Source organism: Variovorax sp. KBS0712, from assembly GCF_006323185.2.
GTDB classification, from domain to species: Bacteria; Pseudomonadota; Gammaproteobacteria; order Burkholderiales; family Burkholderiaceae_C; genus Variovorax; species Variovorax boronicumulans.
Window position 1 is genome coordinate 286,179 of the sequence record NZ_VCCD02000004.1, and the last position, 17,382, is coordinate 303,560.

Sequence of the window (17,382 nt, forward strand, 5' to 3'; positions counted from 1 at the left end):
GCGGCGAAACGGCCGGTCAGCGGATCTCGATCAGCAGCTGGGGCTGGTAGCCCTCTTGCTCGCCGTTGCTGCGGTAGCCCAGCGGATTGGCGACCACGCGGCAGCCGTCCTTCACATAGTCGAACGGGCAATGCAGGTGGCCGTGCAGCCACAGCTGTGCGTGCGGCAGCAGCTCGTCGAGCGAATTGCAGAAACCCGCGGTGCCGGGCGTGAGCCCGTAGCGCGGATCGGCGCTGGCGAGGCTGGGCGCGAAATGGGTGATGGCCACCGTCGTGCCGTCGTAGGGCTGGGCCAGCGCGTCTCGCAACCAGGCCTGACAGGTGAGCGCTTGCTCTCTCATTTCGGCAGCCATGAAGGGCTTGCCGTCGCGGGTTCCGGCCATTTTCTCGAGGTAGAAATCGGCCGCACGCATCGCCTTGCCGCGCTTCTTGAGCGCCTCGGCGAGGCCGTCGCGGGGCTCGACCAGCGCGTCGAAATCGGCCCACAGCGTGGTGCCGATGAAGCGGATGCCTTCGATGACCAGCGTCTCGCGCTCCAGCCAGAGGATGCCGAGCTCGTCGCACAGCGCCCGCAGGCGCGCATGCGTCGCGTCGAAATCGAGGTTGTCGTACTCGTGATTGCCCGGCACGTAGACCACTGGCGTCGGCCAGCCCTTGCGCGGCGAGAAGCGGCCCAGGCCGAAATCGGTGTCCGTCAGGCGGGAGCCTTCCTGGTAGGAGCCGATGTCGCCCCCGAGCACCAGCAGGTCGGCGCCCGGGATGGGTTCGGCGTGGAAGCGGGGATGGGATTCCAGGTGGAGGTCGGAGAGCAGTTGCAGCTTCATCGTCGGGTCAGTCTAGGTGAATCGCACTATGCATGAGATGCATAACCTGGGGCTTGCTTTACTAGGGATTACCCTTAATCTACTTCCATCGTTAATCAACTCCGTCGCAGCCACAAGCCGCGCACCGTCATGTTCAGTCTTCTTGCCCAAGTGGCCCGTTTCTTCCGTTCGTCGCCGAGCCAGACCCCCGCCAGCCACGCCGCTGCGCTGATGGAAAGCGCCGACAGCCGTGCCGGTCGCGGTGCGCACCACGCGCAAGAGCTGCGTGCGGCGGCTTCCGCCTGGCTCAGCGTCGTCAGGTAATTCGCTGACGTGCGGCGCACCCGGGATCCAAGGGCAGGTCACGCCTGCCCGTGGACCGAGCCCGCAAACGCCGCGGCCGCCGAGCGCAACAGCGCCGTGCGCAGCCACTCGTGCGAATGCCCATGTTGGGCGCGCCGGTGCCAGATGGCATCCACGTGCACCGGCGGCTGGTCGAAGGGCAGATCCCGCACCACCAGCTGATTCTCGATGCCCGTCACGCTCACGAAGTGACGCGGCAGCACCGCCAGCAGGTCCGAGTTCGCGACCACGCGCCCGGCGGTGAAGAACTGGTTCACCGTCACCGCGATCCGCCGCTCGCGCCCCATGGCGCCCAGCGTCTGGTCGATGAAACCGTACGGCCGCCCCGAAAAACTCACCAGCAGGTGCCGCGCCGTGCAGTAGCTGTCGAGTGTCAGCGGTGCGCTGGCCAGCGGATGGCCGCGTCGCATCACACAGACATACTGACCCAGGTAGAGCCGCTGGGTCTCGAACGGCACCCCCACCCCCGACTGGCCGCGCGCCGCCAGGCTCGCGATCACGGCAGGAAAGTAGCCGATCGCCATGTCGACTTCTTCGTGCTCCAGCATGCGGCGCGGGTCGCGCGTGGTCAGCGGCAGCACGCGCAGCGAGATGGCCGGAGCTTCTTCTTCCGCAATCTTCACCAGGCCCGGCATGAGCTCGGCGGCTGTGGCGTCGGCCATGGCCAGCAGGAAGGTCGTGTCGGCGGTGCCGGCATCGAACTCGCCGGGCGCCAGTGTGTGCTGCAGCTGGCGCAAGGCGTCGCGCACCGTCGGCCAGAGGGCTTGCGCGCGCGGCGTGGGTTCCACGCCCGCACCGGAACGCCGCACCAGCTCGTCCCCCAGCAGCTCACGCAGGCGGCGCAGCGAGTTGCTCACGGCCGGCTGGGTGATCGCGAGGTTGCGGGCGGCGCGCGTGAGGTTGCGCTCTGCCATCACCTCGTCGAAGACGCGCAGCAGGTTGAGGTCGAATGTGCGGAAATTGACATCCATCAGCAATATGAATGATAAACATCAGAAAGATAAAGTGGCGGAACACTGGGGTAATCCCTAATATCGGGTCATCGGCCTTGTTCGCCACCACTGATTACCACTTGTCCCCAGGAGGGATGCATCATGACCAGCTTTGTCCACGTTGACCAACCCACCGAACATCCCGGCGTCCGTCGCGCCGAAGTTCTCTTCGGCCAGATCCAGGCCGCCCGTGCCGGTGCCCATGGCGCCCGTCCGCTGATCGCCCTGTTCGTGCTGGCCCTCGCGGCCGCCGTGCTCGTGGTCGCCGACAAGATCGTCTCCAACTGGGACGAAGGCGCGCTGCTCGCCGCATGGACCGTGTTCTGCGTCGCCGCCATCGCCTTGTTCGCACTCTTCGTCGGCTCGGTCCGCAAGAGCAACCTGGCCACCCTGTGGCGCGAAGCTGCAGAGCGCCGTGCGCAAGCGCGTGCAGACGCCCGCTTCCTGGCGACCGCCCAGAGCGATCCGCGCATCATGCAAGAGCTGCAAGCCGCGGTGTGGCGCCAGCAGTCGGACGACGTCGTGTCGGTTCAGGCCGTCGCCAAGGTCGACGCACTGGCTCGCATGAACCGTCGTTCGCAAGAAGTGCGCATGCCCACGCTGTACGAAGCGATGCGCCGCATGAACAGCTCGCGTTATTACTAAGCAAGGCTGGGCCGGGCGCTGAGCGGCCGGCTGTAGTTGAGTTGGTTCAAAGGCCCGTCGGACGTATGTCCGACGGGCCTTCTTCATTGGGGCTGAGCTGATGCAAGTTGGTGAATGTCTCTGCTGTCATGGAGGCGCTGCGGGAGTTGCTCGATGGCGCCCTGGTTGGGGAAGCGTACGCCTCTATATATAACGGGGCGGATGGAGTCGCTCCTGGGGGCGCCGTGTGATCAAGCGGTGCCTGAAGACGCGGCAAGCTGTGGAGCGGTCTCGCTGCAAGATTCTTTTCATCTCGTGTTGGCTTCGGCACCCAAAATGACATACACTGGCAGGCTTCGCTGCTGAATACCTCTGGTGTTCGAGGCGACTGGCGCTCTCAGAAGTGCTGGTTGTGAGTGGTGAAGAAAGTCTTCGAAAGTTGACGCGGTTTGAAAAAACAGTGCATAATCGAAGGCTTCGCTGAAACGGCTTCAGCGACTTGAACTGAAAGGTTCGGGTTGCAGGAAAGAAGAAGTGGAAAGCGAAAAAAAGTCTTCGAAAGTTGACGCGGTTTGAAAAAACAGTGCATAATCGAAGGCTCCGCTGAAAACAACTTCAGCAGCTTGAATCGAAAGATTCGGGATGCGAAAAAAGAAGTTGAAGAAAGCGAAAAAAGTTTGACGATACTTAAAAAATCGTGTTAGACTACAAGGCTTCGCTGATCGCAGCAAAGCAAAACGAAGTAAACGACAAGTTGCTTCGGTGATCGTTAAAAAATTACAGCCGATAAGCGTGGGCGTTTGAAGGTAATTGCGTAAGTTCTTCGGAACAAGTCGCAAGACTTAAAAACGCTCATGAGATAGAAGTGAAGTTCACTTTAATTCTTTTTTTATGAGTTTTGCTTGACCGCGAGGTCAGGCGCAAAAATCAAGATCGAACTATAGAGTTTGATCCTGGCTCAGATTGAACGCTGGCGGCATGCCTTACACATGCAAGTCGAACGGCAGCGCGGGAGCAATCCTGGCGGCGAGTGGCGAACGGGTGAGTAATACATCGGAACGTGCCCAATCGTGGGGGATAACGCAGCGAAAGCTGTGCTAATACCGCATACGATCTACGGATGAAAGCAGGGGATCGCAAGACCTTGCGCGAATGGAGCGGCCGATGGCAGATTAGGTAGTTGGTGAGGTAAAGGCTCACCAAGCCTTCGATCTGTAGCTGGTCTGAGAGGACGACCAGCCACACTGGGACTGAGACACGGCCCAGACTCCTACGGGGGAGGCAGCAGTGGGGAATTTTGGACAATGGGCGAAAGCCTGATCCAGCCATGCCGCGTGCAGGATGAAGGCCTTCGGGTTGTAAACTGCTTTTGTACGGAACGAAACGGTCTTTTCTAATACAGAAGGCTAATGACGGTACCGTAAGAATAAGCACCGGCTAACTACGTGCCAGCAGCCGCGGTAATACGTAGGGTGCAAGCGTTAATCGGAATTACTGGGCGTAAAGCGTGCGCAGGCGGTTATGTAAGACAGTTGTGAAATCCCCGGGCTCAACCTGGGAACTGCATCTGTGACTGCATAGCTAGAGTACGGTAGAGGGGGATGGAATTCCGCGTGTAGCAGTGAAATGCGTAGATATGCGGAGGAACACCGATGGCGAAGGCAATCCCCTGGACCTATACTGACGCTCATGCACGAAAGCGTGGGGAGCAAACAGGATTAGATACCCTGGTAGTCCACGCCCTAAACGATGTCAACTGGTTGTTGGGTCTTCACTGACTCAGTAACGAAGCTAACGCGTGAAGTTGACCGCCTGGGGAGTACGGCCGCAAGGTTGAAACTCAAAGGAATTGACGGGGACCCGCACAAGCGGTGGATGATGTGGTTTAATTCGATGCAACGCGAAAAACCTTACCCACCTTTGACATGTACGGAATTCGCCAGAGATGGCTTAGTGCTCGAAAGAGAGCCGTAACACAGGTGCTGCATGGCTGTCGTCAGCTCGTGTCGTGAGATGTTGGGTTAAGTCCCGCAACGAGCGCAACCCTTGTCATTAGTTGCTACATTCAGTTGGGCACTCTAATGAGACTGCCGGTGACAAACCGGAGGAAGGTGGGGATGACGTCAAGTCCTCATGGCCCTTATAGGTGGGGCTACACACGTCATACAATGGCTGGTACAAAGGGTTGCCAACCCGCGAGGGGGAGCTAATCCCATAAAACCAGTCGTAGTCCGGATCGCAGTCTGCAACTCGACTGCGTGAAGTCGGAATCGCTAGTAATCGTGGATCAGAATGTCACGGTGAATACGTTCCCGGGTCTTGTACACACCGCCCGTCACACCATGGGAGCGGGTTCTGCCAGAAGTAGTTAGCTTAACCGCAAGGAGGGCGATTACCACGGCAGGGTTCGTGACTGGGGTGAAGTCGTAACAAGGTAGCCGTATCGGAAGGTGCGGCTGGATCACCTCCTTTCTGGAAACAAGCAATTTAATTTAAACGCCCACACTTATCGGTTGTTGGAAGAAGTCGGTTGTCTTCAATTTTGAAGATGATTGGCGAATGGGTCTGTAGCTCAGCTGGTTAGAGCACCGTCTTGATAAGGCGGGGGTCGTTGGTTCGAGCCCAACTAGACCCACCAAATCTTCTGATATCTCGTGTGAGAGTTTGAGGGGGATTAGCTCAGCTGGGAGAGCACCTGCTTTGCAAGCAGGGGGTCGTCGGTTCGATCCCGTCATCCTCCACCAATAACTTCGATACTTATTCAACACCAAAGCAGCTTCCTGCGAAAGCATGAGGCTTCTTTGTTGTTGATCAGGATCTCTTGATCAATCGGCTGTTCTTTAAAAATTCATAGAGTCGAATCAGCGTTGCTGATGGAAACTGCACATTCGTAAAGGTTTAGTGCAGACCGTGCCATCAGCAACATAGAATTTTTGATTGCGTCAAAAGAAACTTCAATTTCGAGTCAAATCGATATTGGAAGTACGGCATAACGCGTCAGGTGAAAGACCTGACATATTCCTTGAGATGATTTTGTAGTTTCGCAAGAAACGTCAAAGTTATAGGGTCAAGTGAATAAGAGCACGTGGTGGATGCCTTGGCAATGATAGGCGACGAAGGACGTGATAGCCTGCGATAAGCTTCGGGGAGCTGGCAAATTAGCTTTGATCCGGAGATTTCCGAATGGGGAAACCCACCTGCAAAGGTATCGCATGATGAATACATAGTCATGCGAGGCGAACCGGGTGAACTGAAACATCTCAGTAGCTCGAGGAAAAGACATCAACCGAGATTCCGAAAGTAGTGGCGAGCGAAATCGGAGAAGCCTGTTAGTGATAGCACAAGACATAACGGAACAGCTTGGAAAGGCTGGCCATAGCGGGTGATAGCCCCGTACGTGAAATGACCTGTGTGGTACTGAGCTAACGACAAGTAGGGCGGGACACGAGAAATCCTGTCTGAATATGGGGGGACCATCCTCCAAGGCTAAATACTCATCATTGACCGATAGTGAACTAGTACCGTGAGGGAAAGGCGAAAAGAACCCCGGGAGGGGAGTGAAATAGATCCTGAAACCGCGTGCTTACAAAAAGTAGGAGCCCGCAAGGGTGACTGCGTACCTTTTGTATAATGGGTCAGCGACTTACATTCAGTGGCAAGGTTAACCGAATAGGGAAGCCGTAGAGAAATCGAGTCCGAATAGGGCGATCAGTCGCTGGGTGTAGACCCGAAACCAAGTGATCTATCCATGGCCAGGATGAAGGTGCCGTAACAGGTACTGGAGGTCCGAACCGACTAGTGTTGCAAAACTAGCGGATGAGCTGTGGATAGGGGTGAAAGGCTAAACAAACTTGGAAATAGCTGGTTCTCTCCGAAAACTATTTAGGTAGTGCCTCAAGTATTACCATCGGGGGTAGAGCACTGTTTTGGCTAGGGGGTCATGGCGACTTACCAAACCAAGGCAAACTCCGAATACCGATGAGTACAGCTTGGGAGACAGAGCACCGGGTGCTAACGTCCGGACTCAAGAGGGAAACAACCCAGACCGCCAGCTAAGGTCCCTAAAATTGGCTAAGTGGGAAACGAAGTGGGAAGGCTAAAACAGTCAGGATGTTGGCTTAGAAGCAGCCATCATTTAAAGAAAGCGTAATAGCTCACTGATCGAGTCGTCCTGCGCGGAAGATGTAACGGGGCTAAGCCAGTTACCGAAGCTGCGGATTTGCAATTTATTGCAAGTGGTAGGAGAGCGTTCTGTAAGCCTGTGAAGGTGCGTTGTAAAGCGTGCTGGAGGTATCAGAAGTGCGAATGCTGACATGAGTAGCGTTAAAGGGGGTGAAAAGCCCCTCGCCGTAAGCGCAAGGTTTTCTACGCAACGTTCATCGGCGTAGAGTGAGTCGGCCCCTAAGGCGAGGCAGAGATGCGTAGCTGATGGGAAACAGGTCAATATTCCTGTACCGATTGTTAGTGCGATGTGGGGACGGATCTTAATAGGTCATCCAGTTATTGGATTATTCTGGTTTAGTTGGATGTAGGCGTGCATTAGGCAAATCCGGTGCACATATACCGAGGCCAACGATCGAGCGGACTTGTCCGTGAAGTGACTGAACGAGGTTCCAGGAAAAGCCACTAAGCTTCAGCTAACAACGACCGTACCGCAAACCGACACTGGTGCGCGAGATGAGTATTCTAAGGCGCTTGAGAGAACTCAGGAGAAGGAACTCGGCAAATTGACACCGTAACTTCGGAAGAAGGTGTGCCCTATTAGTGTGTAGTGAACAACGAAGCATGAATGGGTTGCAAAAAATCGGTGGCTGCGACTGTTTATTAAAAACACAGCACTCTGCAAACACGAAAGTGGACGTATAGGGTGTGACGCCTGCCCGGTGCTGGAAGATTAAATGATGGGGTGCAAGCTCTTGATTGAAGTCCCAGTAAACGGCGGCCGTAACTATAACGGTCCTAAGGTAGCGAAATTCCTTGTCGGGTAAGTTCCGACCTGCACGAATGGCGTAACGATGGCCACACTGTCTCCTCCTGAGACTCAGCGAAGTTGAAATGTTTGTGATGATGCAATCTCCCCGCGGAAAGACGGAAAGACCCCATGAACCTTTACTGTAGCTTTGTATTGGACTTTGAACAGATCTGTGTAGGATAGGTGGGAGGCTTTGAAGCAGGGTCGCTAGATCTTGTGGAGCCAACGTTGAAATACCACCCTGGTGTGTTTGAGGTTCTAACCTAGGTCCATTATCTGGATCGGGGACAGTGCATGGTAGGCAGTTTGACTGGGGCGGTCTCCTCCCAAAGCGTAACGGAGGAGTTCGAAGGTACGCTAGTTACGGTCGGACATCGTGACGATAGTGCAATGGCATAAGCGTGCTTAACTGCGAGACTGACAAGTCGAGCAGATGCGAAAGCAGGACATAGTGATCCGGTGGTTCTGTATGGAAGGGCCATCGCTCAACGGATAAAAGGTACTCTGGGGATAACAGGCTGATACCGCCCAAGAGTTCATATCGACGGCGGTGTTTGGCACCTCGATGTCGGCTCATCTCATCCTGGGGCTGTAGCCGGTCCCAAGGGTATGGCTGTTCGCCATTTAAAGAGGTACGTGAGCTGGGTTTAAAACGTCGTGAGACAGTTTGGTCCCTATCTTCCGTGGGCGCTGCAGATTTGAGGAAGCCTGCTCCTAGTACGAGAGGACCGGAGTGGACACACCTCTGGTGTATCGGTTGTCACGCCAGTGGCATTGCCGAGTAGCTAAGTGTGGAAGAGATAACCGCTGAAAGCATCTAAGCGGGAAACTCGTTTCAAGATGAGATCTGCCGGGGCCTTGAGCCCCTAAAGAGTCGTTCAAGACCAGGACGTTGATAGGTCAGGTGTGGAAGCGCAGTAATGCGTTAAGCTAACTGATACTAATTGCTCGTGCGGCTTGACCCTATAACTTTGATCAATCTGATCAAGGTGTTATGCCAAGTTGACGCATTCAAAATAATTCGCCCAAAGCTGATTCCAAACTCTATGAATTCGTTTGATTGATCGCGTGATCAATCGGACAACCCTTTATGCCTGATGACCATAGCGAGTTGGTACCACTCCTTCCCATCCCGAACAGGACAGTGAAACGACTCAGCGCCGATGATAGTGCGGGTTCCCGTGTGAAAGTAGGTCATCGTCAGGCTCTTACAGCCCAGAAAACCCCAGTCAGCAATGACTGGGGTTTTTTGCTTTGCGCGACGTAAAAGAACACGCAAGACAAGAACAGACAGACAAAGAAAAAGCGCCTACTCGAACGAGAAGGCGCTTTTTTATTGCAGCAGACAACCGCCAATCAGGCGTTGTGAACTCCCGATGCATCGGATTGCGCTGCGCCAACTGCAATCAGCTCTGCAAGCAGCTCCGACGTCAGATCGACCAGCGACTCACCGGCAAAGAATCGAGCCCGGATCCGCTCGAAATAGGGCGTTCCAGCAAGCCATCTATCCCATTCAGCGTGCGACGCCGCGTGCAGTTCGAGAAGCTTGAACTTCATCAGCACCTTCATCGCATGACGCGCGTGCTTCACCGGGTCACGCTCCAAGCCAGCTAAACGCTTGCGCGCCGTCTGCAACGCGCGCTCGACATCCGCGAAAACGCCACCATGACCAGGAATCACCTGCCGCGGCGCCAACTGACTAGTGCCTAAAACAAAAAAAGCCCGATGAGATGAGCTCATCGGGCTTCCTATTGGGCTTTCAAAACCCGCACTTCGCAGGCCTCATGAGCCCGCGAGCAGCGCTTACCTTACTTAAGCCGCCAGCCGCTGCTCAATCGCAGCCTTCGTCTCCGGCAGTTCCTTCGGCAGATGGTGCGCCAGCTGCTGGAACAGCTCCGTGTGCAGCTTCAGCTCAGCCTGCCAGGCCGCCTTGTCGATGCTCGTGACGGTAGCGAACTGCTCGGCGCTGAAATCCAGGCCGGTCCAGTTCAGGTCTTCGTAGCGCGGGCTCACGCCGGTGATGTGCTCGACACCTTCCGTCGCCTTGCCTTCCACGCGGTCGATCATCCACTTCAGCACGCGCATGTTCTCGCCGTAGCCTGGCCAGACGAACTTACCGTCCGCGCCCTTGCGGAACCAGTTGGTCGTGTAGATCTTCGGCAGCTGGGCGCCCGAGGCTTGCAGCTTCTTGCCCAGGTCGAGCCAGTGCTGGAAGTAGTCGCTCATGTTGTAGCCCATGAACGGCAGCATGGCGAACGGGTCGCGGCGCACCACGCCCTGCTGGCCGGCGGCCGCGGCGGTGGTTTCCGAGCCCATCGTGGCAGCCATGTAGACGCCTTCGACCCAGTTGCGGGCTTCGGTGACCAGCGGCACGGTCGTCGAACGGCGGCCGCCGAAGATGAAGGCGTCGATCTTCACGCCCTTTGGGTCGTCCCAGGCTTCGTCGAGCGCGGGGTTGTTGGTGGCGGCGACGGTGAAGCGCGCGTTCGGATGGGCGGCCTTGGCGCCGGTTTCCTTGGCGATCTGCGGCGTCCACTCCTTGCCTTGCCAGTCGATGCAATGCGCGGGCGCGTCGCCCATGCCTTCCCACCAGACATCGCCGTCATCGGTCAGCGCCACGTTCGTGAAGATCACGTCACGGTGCAGGCTGGCCATGCAGTTCGGGTTGGTCAGGTCGTTGGTGCCCGGAGCCACGCCGAAGTAGCCGGCTTCCGGGTTGATGGCGCGCAGCGTGCCGTCGGCTTGCGGCTTGATCCAGGCGATGTCGTCGCCGATGGTCGTGACCTTCCAGCCGTCGAAGCCCGCCGGCGGGATCAGCATGGCGAAGTTGGTCTTGCCGCAGGCGCTCGGGAAGGCGGCGGCCACGTGGTGCTTCTTGCCCTCGGGGCTGGTCACGCCGAGGATCAGCATGTGCTCGGCCAGCCAGCCTTCGTCGCGGCCCATGTTCGACGCGATGCGCAGCGCGAAGCACTTCTTGCCCAGCAGCGCGTTGCCGCCGTAGCCCGAGCCGTAGCTCCAGATCTCGCGCGTCTCGGGGTAGTGAACGATGTACTTGGTGGTGTTGCAGGGCCAGGTCACGTCCTTCTGGCCGGCCTCGAGCGGTGCGCCTACGGTGTGGACGCAGGGCACGAACTCGCCGTCGGTGCCCAGCACCTCGTACACGGCCTTGCCCATGCGGGTCATGATGCGCATGTTGACGGCGACGTAGGGGCTGTCAGACAGCTCGATGCCGATGTGCGCAATGGGCGAGCCCAGCGGACCCATGCTGAAGGGCACCACGTACATGGTGCGGCCCTTCATGCAGCCGTCGAACAGGGGCTGCAGCGTCGCGCGCATTTCGGCCGGGGCCATCCAGTTGTTGGTGGGGCCGGCGTTTTCCTTCTGCGCGGAGCAGATGAAGGTGCGGTCTTCGACGCGTGCCACGTCGCTCGGATCGGACATCGCGAGAAACGAGCCCGGGCGCTTGGCGGGGTTCAGCTTCTTGAAGGTACCGGCGTCGACCAGTTGCTGGCAGAGGCGGTCGTATTCTTCCTTGCTGCCGTCGCACCAGTGGATGGCGTCGGGTTTGCACAGCGCGGCCATCTCGGCCACCCAGGCGATCAGCTTGGCGTTCTTGACGTATGAGGGCGCCTGAATGGGAAGGCCCTTCATCGTGGGTGCGTTCATCGGAAATCTCCTAAGTTGAAAAATCGTCTTTCCGAACGGGGCGCCGCGCCTGACCAGGCACGGAGGTCCGTTTGAGAAAACGTTTCGCTTCGGGAGATTGCGTCAACGCGGGCCGCACAGCCCGCGGACAAAGGCGCGAAAGCCTGTCAGTTCAGGCGAGAAAAACGGCGATCGACGCCAGCAGCAGCATCAGCACGCCGCCAGCCAGCGGGAGCACGAGCGGCATCAGGTGAACGACCGATTCGACGGCGTCATGTTCAGCGGCAGCGTGGCCGTGCTCGGCGGGGGTGGGATGGGACATCGGGAAATACCTCGAATACGCAAATGACAAAGCATCAAATGCAGTCAACCGCAAATGACAAAACTCCCGCCATTTTACCGGCGAGGCGCCGTCAGCGGGTCTAGGGGGTTGCGAGGAGCCCTCAGTGCTGCTCCACCGCTTCGAAACCGGCGTCTTTCAGGGCACTCAACACGCTCGCCAAGTGGGCCCGGCCGCGCGTCTGCAGCACCAGCTCGACGTCGACATTCTGCGCCGCCAGCATGGTGAAGGCGCGCTGGTGGTGCACCTCGTCGACGTTAGCGCCCGCTTCGGCCACGGTGGCCGTAATCTGGGCCAGCGAGCCCGGCACATCGCGCGCGCTGACGCGCACCCGGGCGAGCCGCCCGGCGCGCACCATGCCACGCTCGATGATGGCCGCGAGCAGCAGCGGATCGATGTTGCCGCCCGACAGCACCAGGCCCACGCGCTTGCCGCGAAAGCGTTCCGGATGCCGGATCAGCGCCGCCAGGCCGGCCGCGCCCGCGCCTTCGACCAGGGTTTTTTCGATCTCGAGCAGCATCAAAACGCCCTGCTCGATGTCGCCTTCATCCACCAGCAGCAGGTCGTCGACCTTGGCGGCGATGATCTCCCGCGTCAGCACGCCGGGCGTGCCGACCGCGATGCCTTCGGCGATCGTGCTCGTGCCTTGCGCGTGGTGCGTGCCCTTGACGGCATTCACCATCGCCGGAAAGCGCTGCGTCTGCACGCCGACGATCTCGATGCCGGGCTTGATCTCGCGCGCCGCGACGGCCATGCCGGCGATGAGCCCGCCGCCGCCGACTGCCACCACCAGCGTGTCGAGGTCGGGCACGGCGTCGAGCATCTCGAGCGCGATCGTGCCCTGGCCGGCAATGATGGCTTCGTCGTCGTACGGGTGCACGAAGGTCAGGCCTTCGCGCTCGGCCAGTGCCAGCGCATGGGCGCGCGCCGCGTCGAGCGTGTCGCCGTGCAGCACCACCTCGGCGCCGAAGCCGCGCGTGCGCTCGATCTTCACGCCGGGCGTGAAGCGCGGCATCACGATGAGTGCGCGCAGGCCCAGCCGCTGCGCGTGATAAGCCACACCCTGCGCATGGTTGCCGGCCGACATGGCGATCACGCCGCGCGTGCCGCCTTCGGACAGATCGACCAGCTTGTTGCACGCTCCGCGCTCCTTGAAGGAGGACGTGAACTGCAGGTTCTCGAACTTGAGGAACACCTGCGCACCCACGATTTCAGAGAGCGTGCGCGACTCCACGCAGGGCGTGTTGAGCACCTGGCCCTGCAGGCGCGCCGCGGCGCGACGGATAGCTTCGATTCCGACCATGGCGCGCATTGTGGCTGGAATCCAGCGGATCAGGGTTTTTACTCTTTCGGCGTCTTCCCGAAGCCAAAAGTCTGCGTTATGGTCGCTCCAAGTATTTCCTCGCAGGAGGTTGCCTGATGGTCAAGCGTGCGGGTGTCGATGTGGTGGCTGCTGCGGTGCGCGGGCAGGCCTTGCCTTCGCCCGGCCTCAAGGAAGCACCGGTGCTCGAGCTCATGTGCTCGCACTTCGTGCTCACGCTCGCCGCCAAGCAGGGGCCGCGCTTCAATGTGCGGCGCGATATCAACGGATTGCTCTCGCTCACCGGGCGCCACCTCGTGTGGCCCGCCGCGGTGCTGCAGCGATTGCGCGAGTTCCTGGGCCGCCGCTGTGCGGGCAATGAAGCGTGGAAGGGCGTCGAAGACTTCGACGGCCGCACGCTGCTCGAACGCCACGGCGTGTGGCGCGGTCCGTATGAAGAAGGCACGCTGTTCTTCTACCTCGACGAGTACGCGAAAGACCAGCCCAAGGACCTGCTCTCGGTGCTGGCCGTCACGCGCGACTGGCTCACGCACGCGCTGCGCAAGCAGTCCACGCTGGTCGAGAAGAACATCGATGCGCTCGCCGGCCTCTTGCAGCTCAACAAGGCCGAGCGCGCGCTGCTCCTGTACGGCACGCTCGCGCGCTACCAACGTGACCTGCGCTCGCTGCTGGTCGAGTTCAAGGTCAACAATGCGCCCGAGGCCTATGCCGCCATCGCCGACATCGCGGGCGTCAACGCGAGCGAGGTGGGCGAGGCGCTGCGCGCGGGCTCGCGGCTGGAGCGCATCGGCCTGGTCGAGAACCTCATCTCCGAGCACAACATCACCGACCTCGCCGACCTCATGAAGGTCAGCGAGAAGCTGCCGCCCGTGCTCATGCGCGAGTACCGCGACCACAACGAGCTGATGGCCGTGTTCACGCGGCCCTCGGCCAAGAGCGCGCTCACGCCGCACGATTTTTCCTTCGTGCAGGAAGACGCGCAGATGCTCGTCACGCTGCTGCGCGCGGCGGTCGCGCGCAAGGAGCCCGGCGTCAACGTGCTGCTCTACGGCCCGCCCGGCACCGGCAAGACCGAGCTGGCCAAGGTGGTCGCGCAGGCCGCGGGCCTGGAGCTCTTCGAGGTCGAGTACGCCGACCGCGATGGCAACTCGCTCAGCGGCCGCGACCGCTACCGCTCGCTGCAGATCGCGCAGGTGTTCCTCAAGGGCAGCGCGCAGGCCGCACTGCTGTTCGACGAGGTCGAGGACGTGTTCCCGCCCATCAGCACCGAGGCCGCGCAGTTCATGGCGCGCGCCGAGCAGATCCCCGCGCCCGCCAGCGGCAGCGTGAGCGGCAAGGCCTGGGTCAACCAGATCCTCGAGGCCAACCCCGTGCCCACGCTGTGGGTCACCAACCGCATCGAGCAGATCGACCCGGCCTTCCGCCGCCGTTTCGCCTACCACCTGGAGCTCAAATCGCCGCCGCCCGGCGCGCGCGAACAGCTCGTCAAGAAGACGCTCGAAGGCGTGGTCGTGTCCGAGGCCTTCACCGCCAAGCTGGCCGAGCGCAAGGGCCTCACGCCCGCGCAGATCCGCACCGCCGTGCGCTTCGCCGGCCTGGCGAAAACTGACGAAGCCTCGGTCGAGGCGCTCATCGAACGGCAGTTGCGCAACGCCGACCTCGCGCTGGGCACGCTCGACAAGAGCCCGGCCGAGCGCCGCAGCGTCACCACCTACGACCTGGACATGCTCCATGTCGAAACCCGCTTCGAGATCCCGCGCATCGTCGAGGCGCTGAAGGCGCGCGGCCACGGCACGCTGTGCTTCTACGGCGCGCCCGGCACCGGCAAGACCGCGTTGGCCGAGCACATCGCCAAGGCCGTGGGCCGTCCGCTCATCGTCAAGCAGGCCAGCGACCTCATGAGCAAGTACGTCGGCGAGACCGAGCAGAACATGGCCGCCATGTTCAAGGAGGCCGAGTCCGAGAAGGCCGTGCTGCTGCTGGACGAGGCCGATTCGTTCCTGCAGGACCGGCGCGGCGCGCAGCGCACCTACGAGGTCACCGAGGTCAACGAGATGCTGCAGGGCATGGAGCGCTTTCGCGGCGTGTTCGTGTGCACCACCAACCTGCTCGACCGGCTCGACCAGGCGGCGCTGCGGCGCTTCACCTTCAAGATCAAGTTCATGCCGCTCACCGCAGCGCAGCGCGAACGCATGTTCGTCACCGAGGCGCTCGCGGGCGACGCGGCCCTGCTCACCGGCGAGGTGCGCGCGCGTCTGGCGCTGCTGTCGCAGCTGTGCCCGGGCGATTTCGCGGCCGTGAAGCGGCAGACCGACATCCTCGCGGCCGAGTTCTCGGCGGCGGAGTTTCTCGAACAGCTCGAAGCCGAGCACCGCATCAAGCCCGAAGTGCGCGAATCGCGCGGCATGGGCTTCATCCAGTAGCGGGCGAGCGTCCCGCCCCCGCGCCCCGAACAAAAACCAGTCTGCACTGTCCGCCACCGCGGACGCCAGGAGGACCCCGATGGCCTTTCGCAATGCACACGCGTCGCGGCGCTCGCGGGCCCTGGCCGCCGCCACCGGCGCGGTGGCGCTCGCCCTGGCCGGCCTGCTGGCGGGGTGCGGTGGAGGCGGCGGGGGAGGAGGTGGCGGCGGTGGCTTCCCGATCGGCGTGCTGCCGACGCCCGTGCCGGGAGGCGGGGGCAACGGGGGCGAGGGCGGCATCGTCGCGTCCTCGACCGTCGCCGGCCAGTGCGTCGCGCCGCGCCGGGGCACCAACCCCGCGACGGGCCGCGCGTACCCCGACACCGCCGGCACCGTCGACAACGAGAAGAGCTGGGTGCGCGGCTGGATCGACGAAACCTACCTTTGGTACAACGAGGTGCCCACCACGCTCAAGGCGTCCGACTACGCCACGCCGTTGACCTGGTTCAGCGTGCTCAAGACGCAGGCCACCACGCCCTCGGGCCAGCTCAAGGACCGTTTCCACTTCTACCTCGACACCGAGGCGTACCGCCTGGAGTCCGAGGGCGGCGTGTCGGTCGGCTACGGCATGGACACGGCGGCGGTGCGCAGCTCGCCGCCGCGCAACATCCGCCTTGCCTTCGTCGAGCCGGGCTCGCCGGCGGCGGCGGCCGGCCTGGCGCGCGGGGCCAAGCTGGTCGCGGTCGACGGCGTCGACGTGGTGGCCAGCACCGGGCAGGCCAATGTCGACATCATCAACCGCGCGATCTCGCCGCAGAACCTCGGTGAGAAGCACACCTTCACCTTCGAGGTGAGCGGCACGCGCGGCAGCCCGATCGAGCTCACGGCCCAGCGCATCACGAGCACGCCGGTGCTGTACACCCGCACCATCGGGCCGGCCGGCAACCGCGTGGGCTACCTGCTGTTCAACGACCACATCTCGACCGCCGAGGGGCAGCTCGTCACGGCCATGAACACGCTCAAGCAGGACGGCGGCGTCCAGGACCTCGTGATCGACATGCGCTACAACGGCGGCGGCCAGTTGCGCATCGCGAGCCAGCTGGCCTACATGGTGGCCGGGCCGGGCCCGACGAACGGCAAGACCTTCGAGTTGCTGACCTTCAACGACAAGAATCCGTACCGCACCACGCTCGCGGACAACCTCACGCCCTTCTTCACGACCACCCGCGCCGGCCAGCCCCTGCCCACGCTGGGCCTGTCGCGCGTCACGCTGCTGACGGGCCGCGGCACCTGCTCGGCCAGCGAGTCGGTCATCAACAGCCTGCGCGGCGTGGGCGTCACGGTCAACCTCGTGGGCGCCACCACCTGCGGCAAGCCCTACGGGTTCGTCCCGCAGGACAACTGCGGCACCACCTACTTCGCGGTCAACTTCAAGGGCGTCAACCAGGCCGGTTTCGGCGACTACGGCGACGGCTTTGCACCCAATGCCAGCTGCGCCGTGGCCGACGACTTCGACCACCTCCTGGGCGACGCCGCCGAAGGCCGGCTGGCCGCGGCGCTGCGGCTGCGCGACACCGGTTCGTGCACCGCGGCCACGGCATCCGCCAAGGCCGCGGACGCCCCGGGCCTGGAGAAGGCCGCCGCGCCGGTGGAAGAAGACGAGCTCTTCCTGCGCCCCCGCTCGCCGCTGCGCGAGAACCGGCTGATCGACCTTGTGCCCAACCCGGGCTGATAGACGGCCTGACCCCGCGCGCGAGGCCGGCCCCGGCCTCGCGGAAAACCCCTAGCCGCACCCCATTGCCACGCCTGCGGCCTGCCACTTAGAGTTTGGCAAACGTTTGCGCAAAGGTTTGCGCAAACGTTTTCACTCCCTGGCGCCCCTTTTGGAAACCGGGCTGGAAACCAAACACTTAGGAGAAGC

General features: G+C 61.2%; 10 protein-coding genes, 2 tRNA genes and 3 rRNA genes. 9 read left to right on the forward strand and 6 right to left on the reverse strand.

Features of this window, described 5'->3' with window-relative positions:
* Positions 1–16: 16 nt before the first annotated feature.
* Complete coding sequence (locus tag FFI97_RS29575) at positions 17–823, reverse strand: metallophosphoesterase (protein WP_139703559.1); 807 nt, start codon at positions 821–823, stop codon at positions 17–19.
* A 129-nt stretch (positions 824–952) separates the two neighbouring features.
* On the opposite strand from FFI97_RS29575, the gene FFI97_RS33715 reads away from it, so the two are divergent.
* Positions 953–1,126 carry a hypothetical protein gene (locus tag FFI97_RS33715; protein ID WP_167394953.1) on the forward strand — a complete coding sequence of 58 codons (174 nt, stop codon included), beginning with the start codon at positions 953–955 and terminating at the stop codon, positions 1,124–1,126.
* A gap of 38 nt (positions 1,127–1,164) precedes the next feature.
* Here the strand turns inward: FFI97_RS33715 and FFI97_RS29580 are convergent, their stop codons facing one another.
* Positions 1,165–2,136: a LysR family transcriptional regulator gene (locus FFI97_RS29580; RefSeq protein ID WP_062470498.1), complete on the reverse strand. Its 972-nt coding sequence runs from the start codon at positions 2,134–2,136 to the stop codon at positions 1,165–1,167.
* A 123-nt stretch (positions 2,137–2,259) separates the two neighbouring features.
* Between FFI97_RS29580 and FFI97_RS29585 the strand changes: the two genes are divergently transcribed.
* The 6 genes from FFI97_RS29585 to rrf all read left to right on the forward strand — a co-directional run bounded on the left by FFI97_RS29585 (position 2,260) and on the right by rrf (position 8,959).
* A complete protein-coding gene (locus tag FFI97_RS29585) occupies positions 2,260–2,802 on the forward strand; it encodes a hypothetical protein (protein WP_139703561.1) in 543 nt (180 codons plus the stop codon).
* Positions 2,803–3,716: 914 nt separating this feature from the next.
* Positions 3,717–5,253 (forward strand): 16S ribosomal RNA (locus FFI97_RS29590).
* An 89-nt stretch (positions 5,254–5,342) separates the two neighbouring features.
* Positions 5,343–5,419, forward strand: a tRNA-Ile gene (locus FFI97_RS29595).
* Between the two features lie 30 nt (positions 5,420–5,449).
* Positions 5,450–5,525 (forward strand) — tRNA-Ala (locus FFI97_RS29600).
* A gap of 321 nt (positions 5,526–5,846) precedes the next feature.
* Positions 5,847–8,718: ribosomal RNA gene (locus FFI97_RS29605) — 23S ribosomal RNA — on the forward strand.
* A 128-nt stretch (positions 8,719–8,846) separates the two neighbouring features.
* Positions 8,847–8,959: ribosomal RNA gene (gene rrf / locus FFI97_RS29610) — 5S ribosomal RNA — on the forward strand.
* The 16S, 23S and 5S rRNA genes sit together here with 2 tRNA genes alongside, the layout of an rRNA operon.
* Before the next feature lie 150 nt (positions 8,960–9,109).
* On the opposite strand, the gene FFI97_RS29615 is transcribed toward rrf, so the two are convergent.
* The 4 genes from FFI97_RS29615 to FFI97_RS29625 form a co-directional block, all read right to left on the reverse strand.
* Positions 9,110–9,493, reverse strand: coding sequence for a hypothetical protein (locus FFI97_RS29615; RefSeq protein ID WP_139703563.1), 384 nt, complete (start codon positions 9,491–9,493; stop codon positions 9,110–9,112).
* A 72-nt stretch (positions 9,494–9,565) separates the two neighbouring features.
* Complete coding sequence (locus FFI97_RS29620; RefSeq protein WP_139703565.1) at positions 9,566–11,419, reverse strand: phosphoenolpyruvate carboxykinase (GTP); 1,854 nt, start codon at positions 11,417–11,419, stop codon at positions 9,566–9,568.
* Positions 11,420–11,570: 151 nt separating this feature from the next.
* Positions 11,571–11,720, reverse strand: a complete 150-nt coding sequence (locus tag FFI97_RS33720) for a hypothetical protein (protein ID WP_167394954.1) — start codon at positions 11,718–11,720, stop codon at positions 11,571–11,573.
* 121 nt (positions 11,721–11,841) lie between these two features.
* Positions 11,842–13,041: a threonine ammonia-lyase gene (locus FFI97_RS29625; RefSeq protein ID WP_169805105.1), complete on the reverse strand. Its 1,200-nt coding sequence runs from the start codon at positions 13,039–13,041 to the stop codon at positions 11,842–11,844.
* 116 nt (positions 13,042–13,157) lie between these two features.
* Between FFI97_RS29625 and FFI97_RS29630 the strand changes: the two genes are divergently transcribed.
* Complete coding sequence (locus FFI97_RS29630; RefSeq protein ID WP_062482108.1) at positions 13,158–15,482, forward strand: ATP-binding protein; 2,325 nt, start codon at positions 13,158–13,160, stop codon at positions 15,480–15,482.
* 79 nt (positions 15,483–15,561) lie between these two features.
* Entirely contained in the window at positions 15,562–17,193 is a 1,632-nt protein-coding gene (locus FFI97_RS29635) for a S41 family peptidase (RefSeq protein ID WP_139703567.1), read from the forward strand.
* The last annotated feature ends 189 nt before the right edge of the window (positions 17,194–17,382 follow it).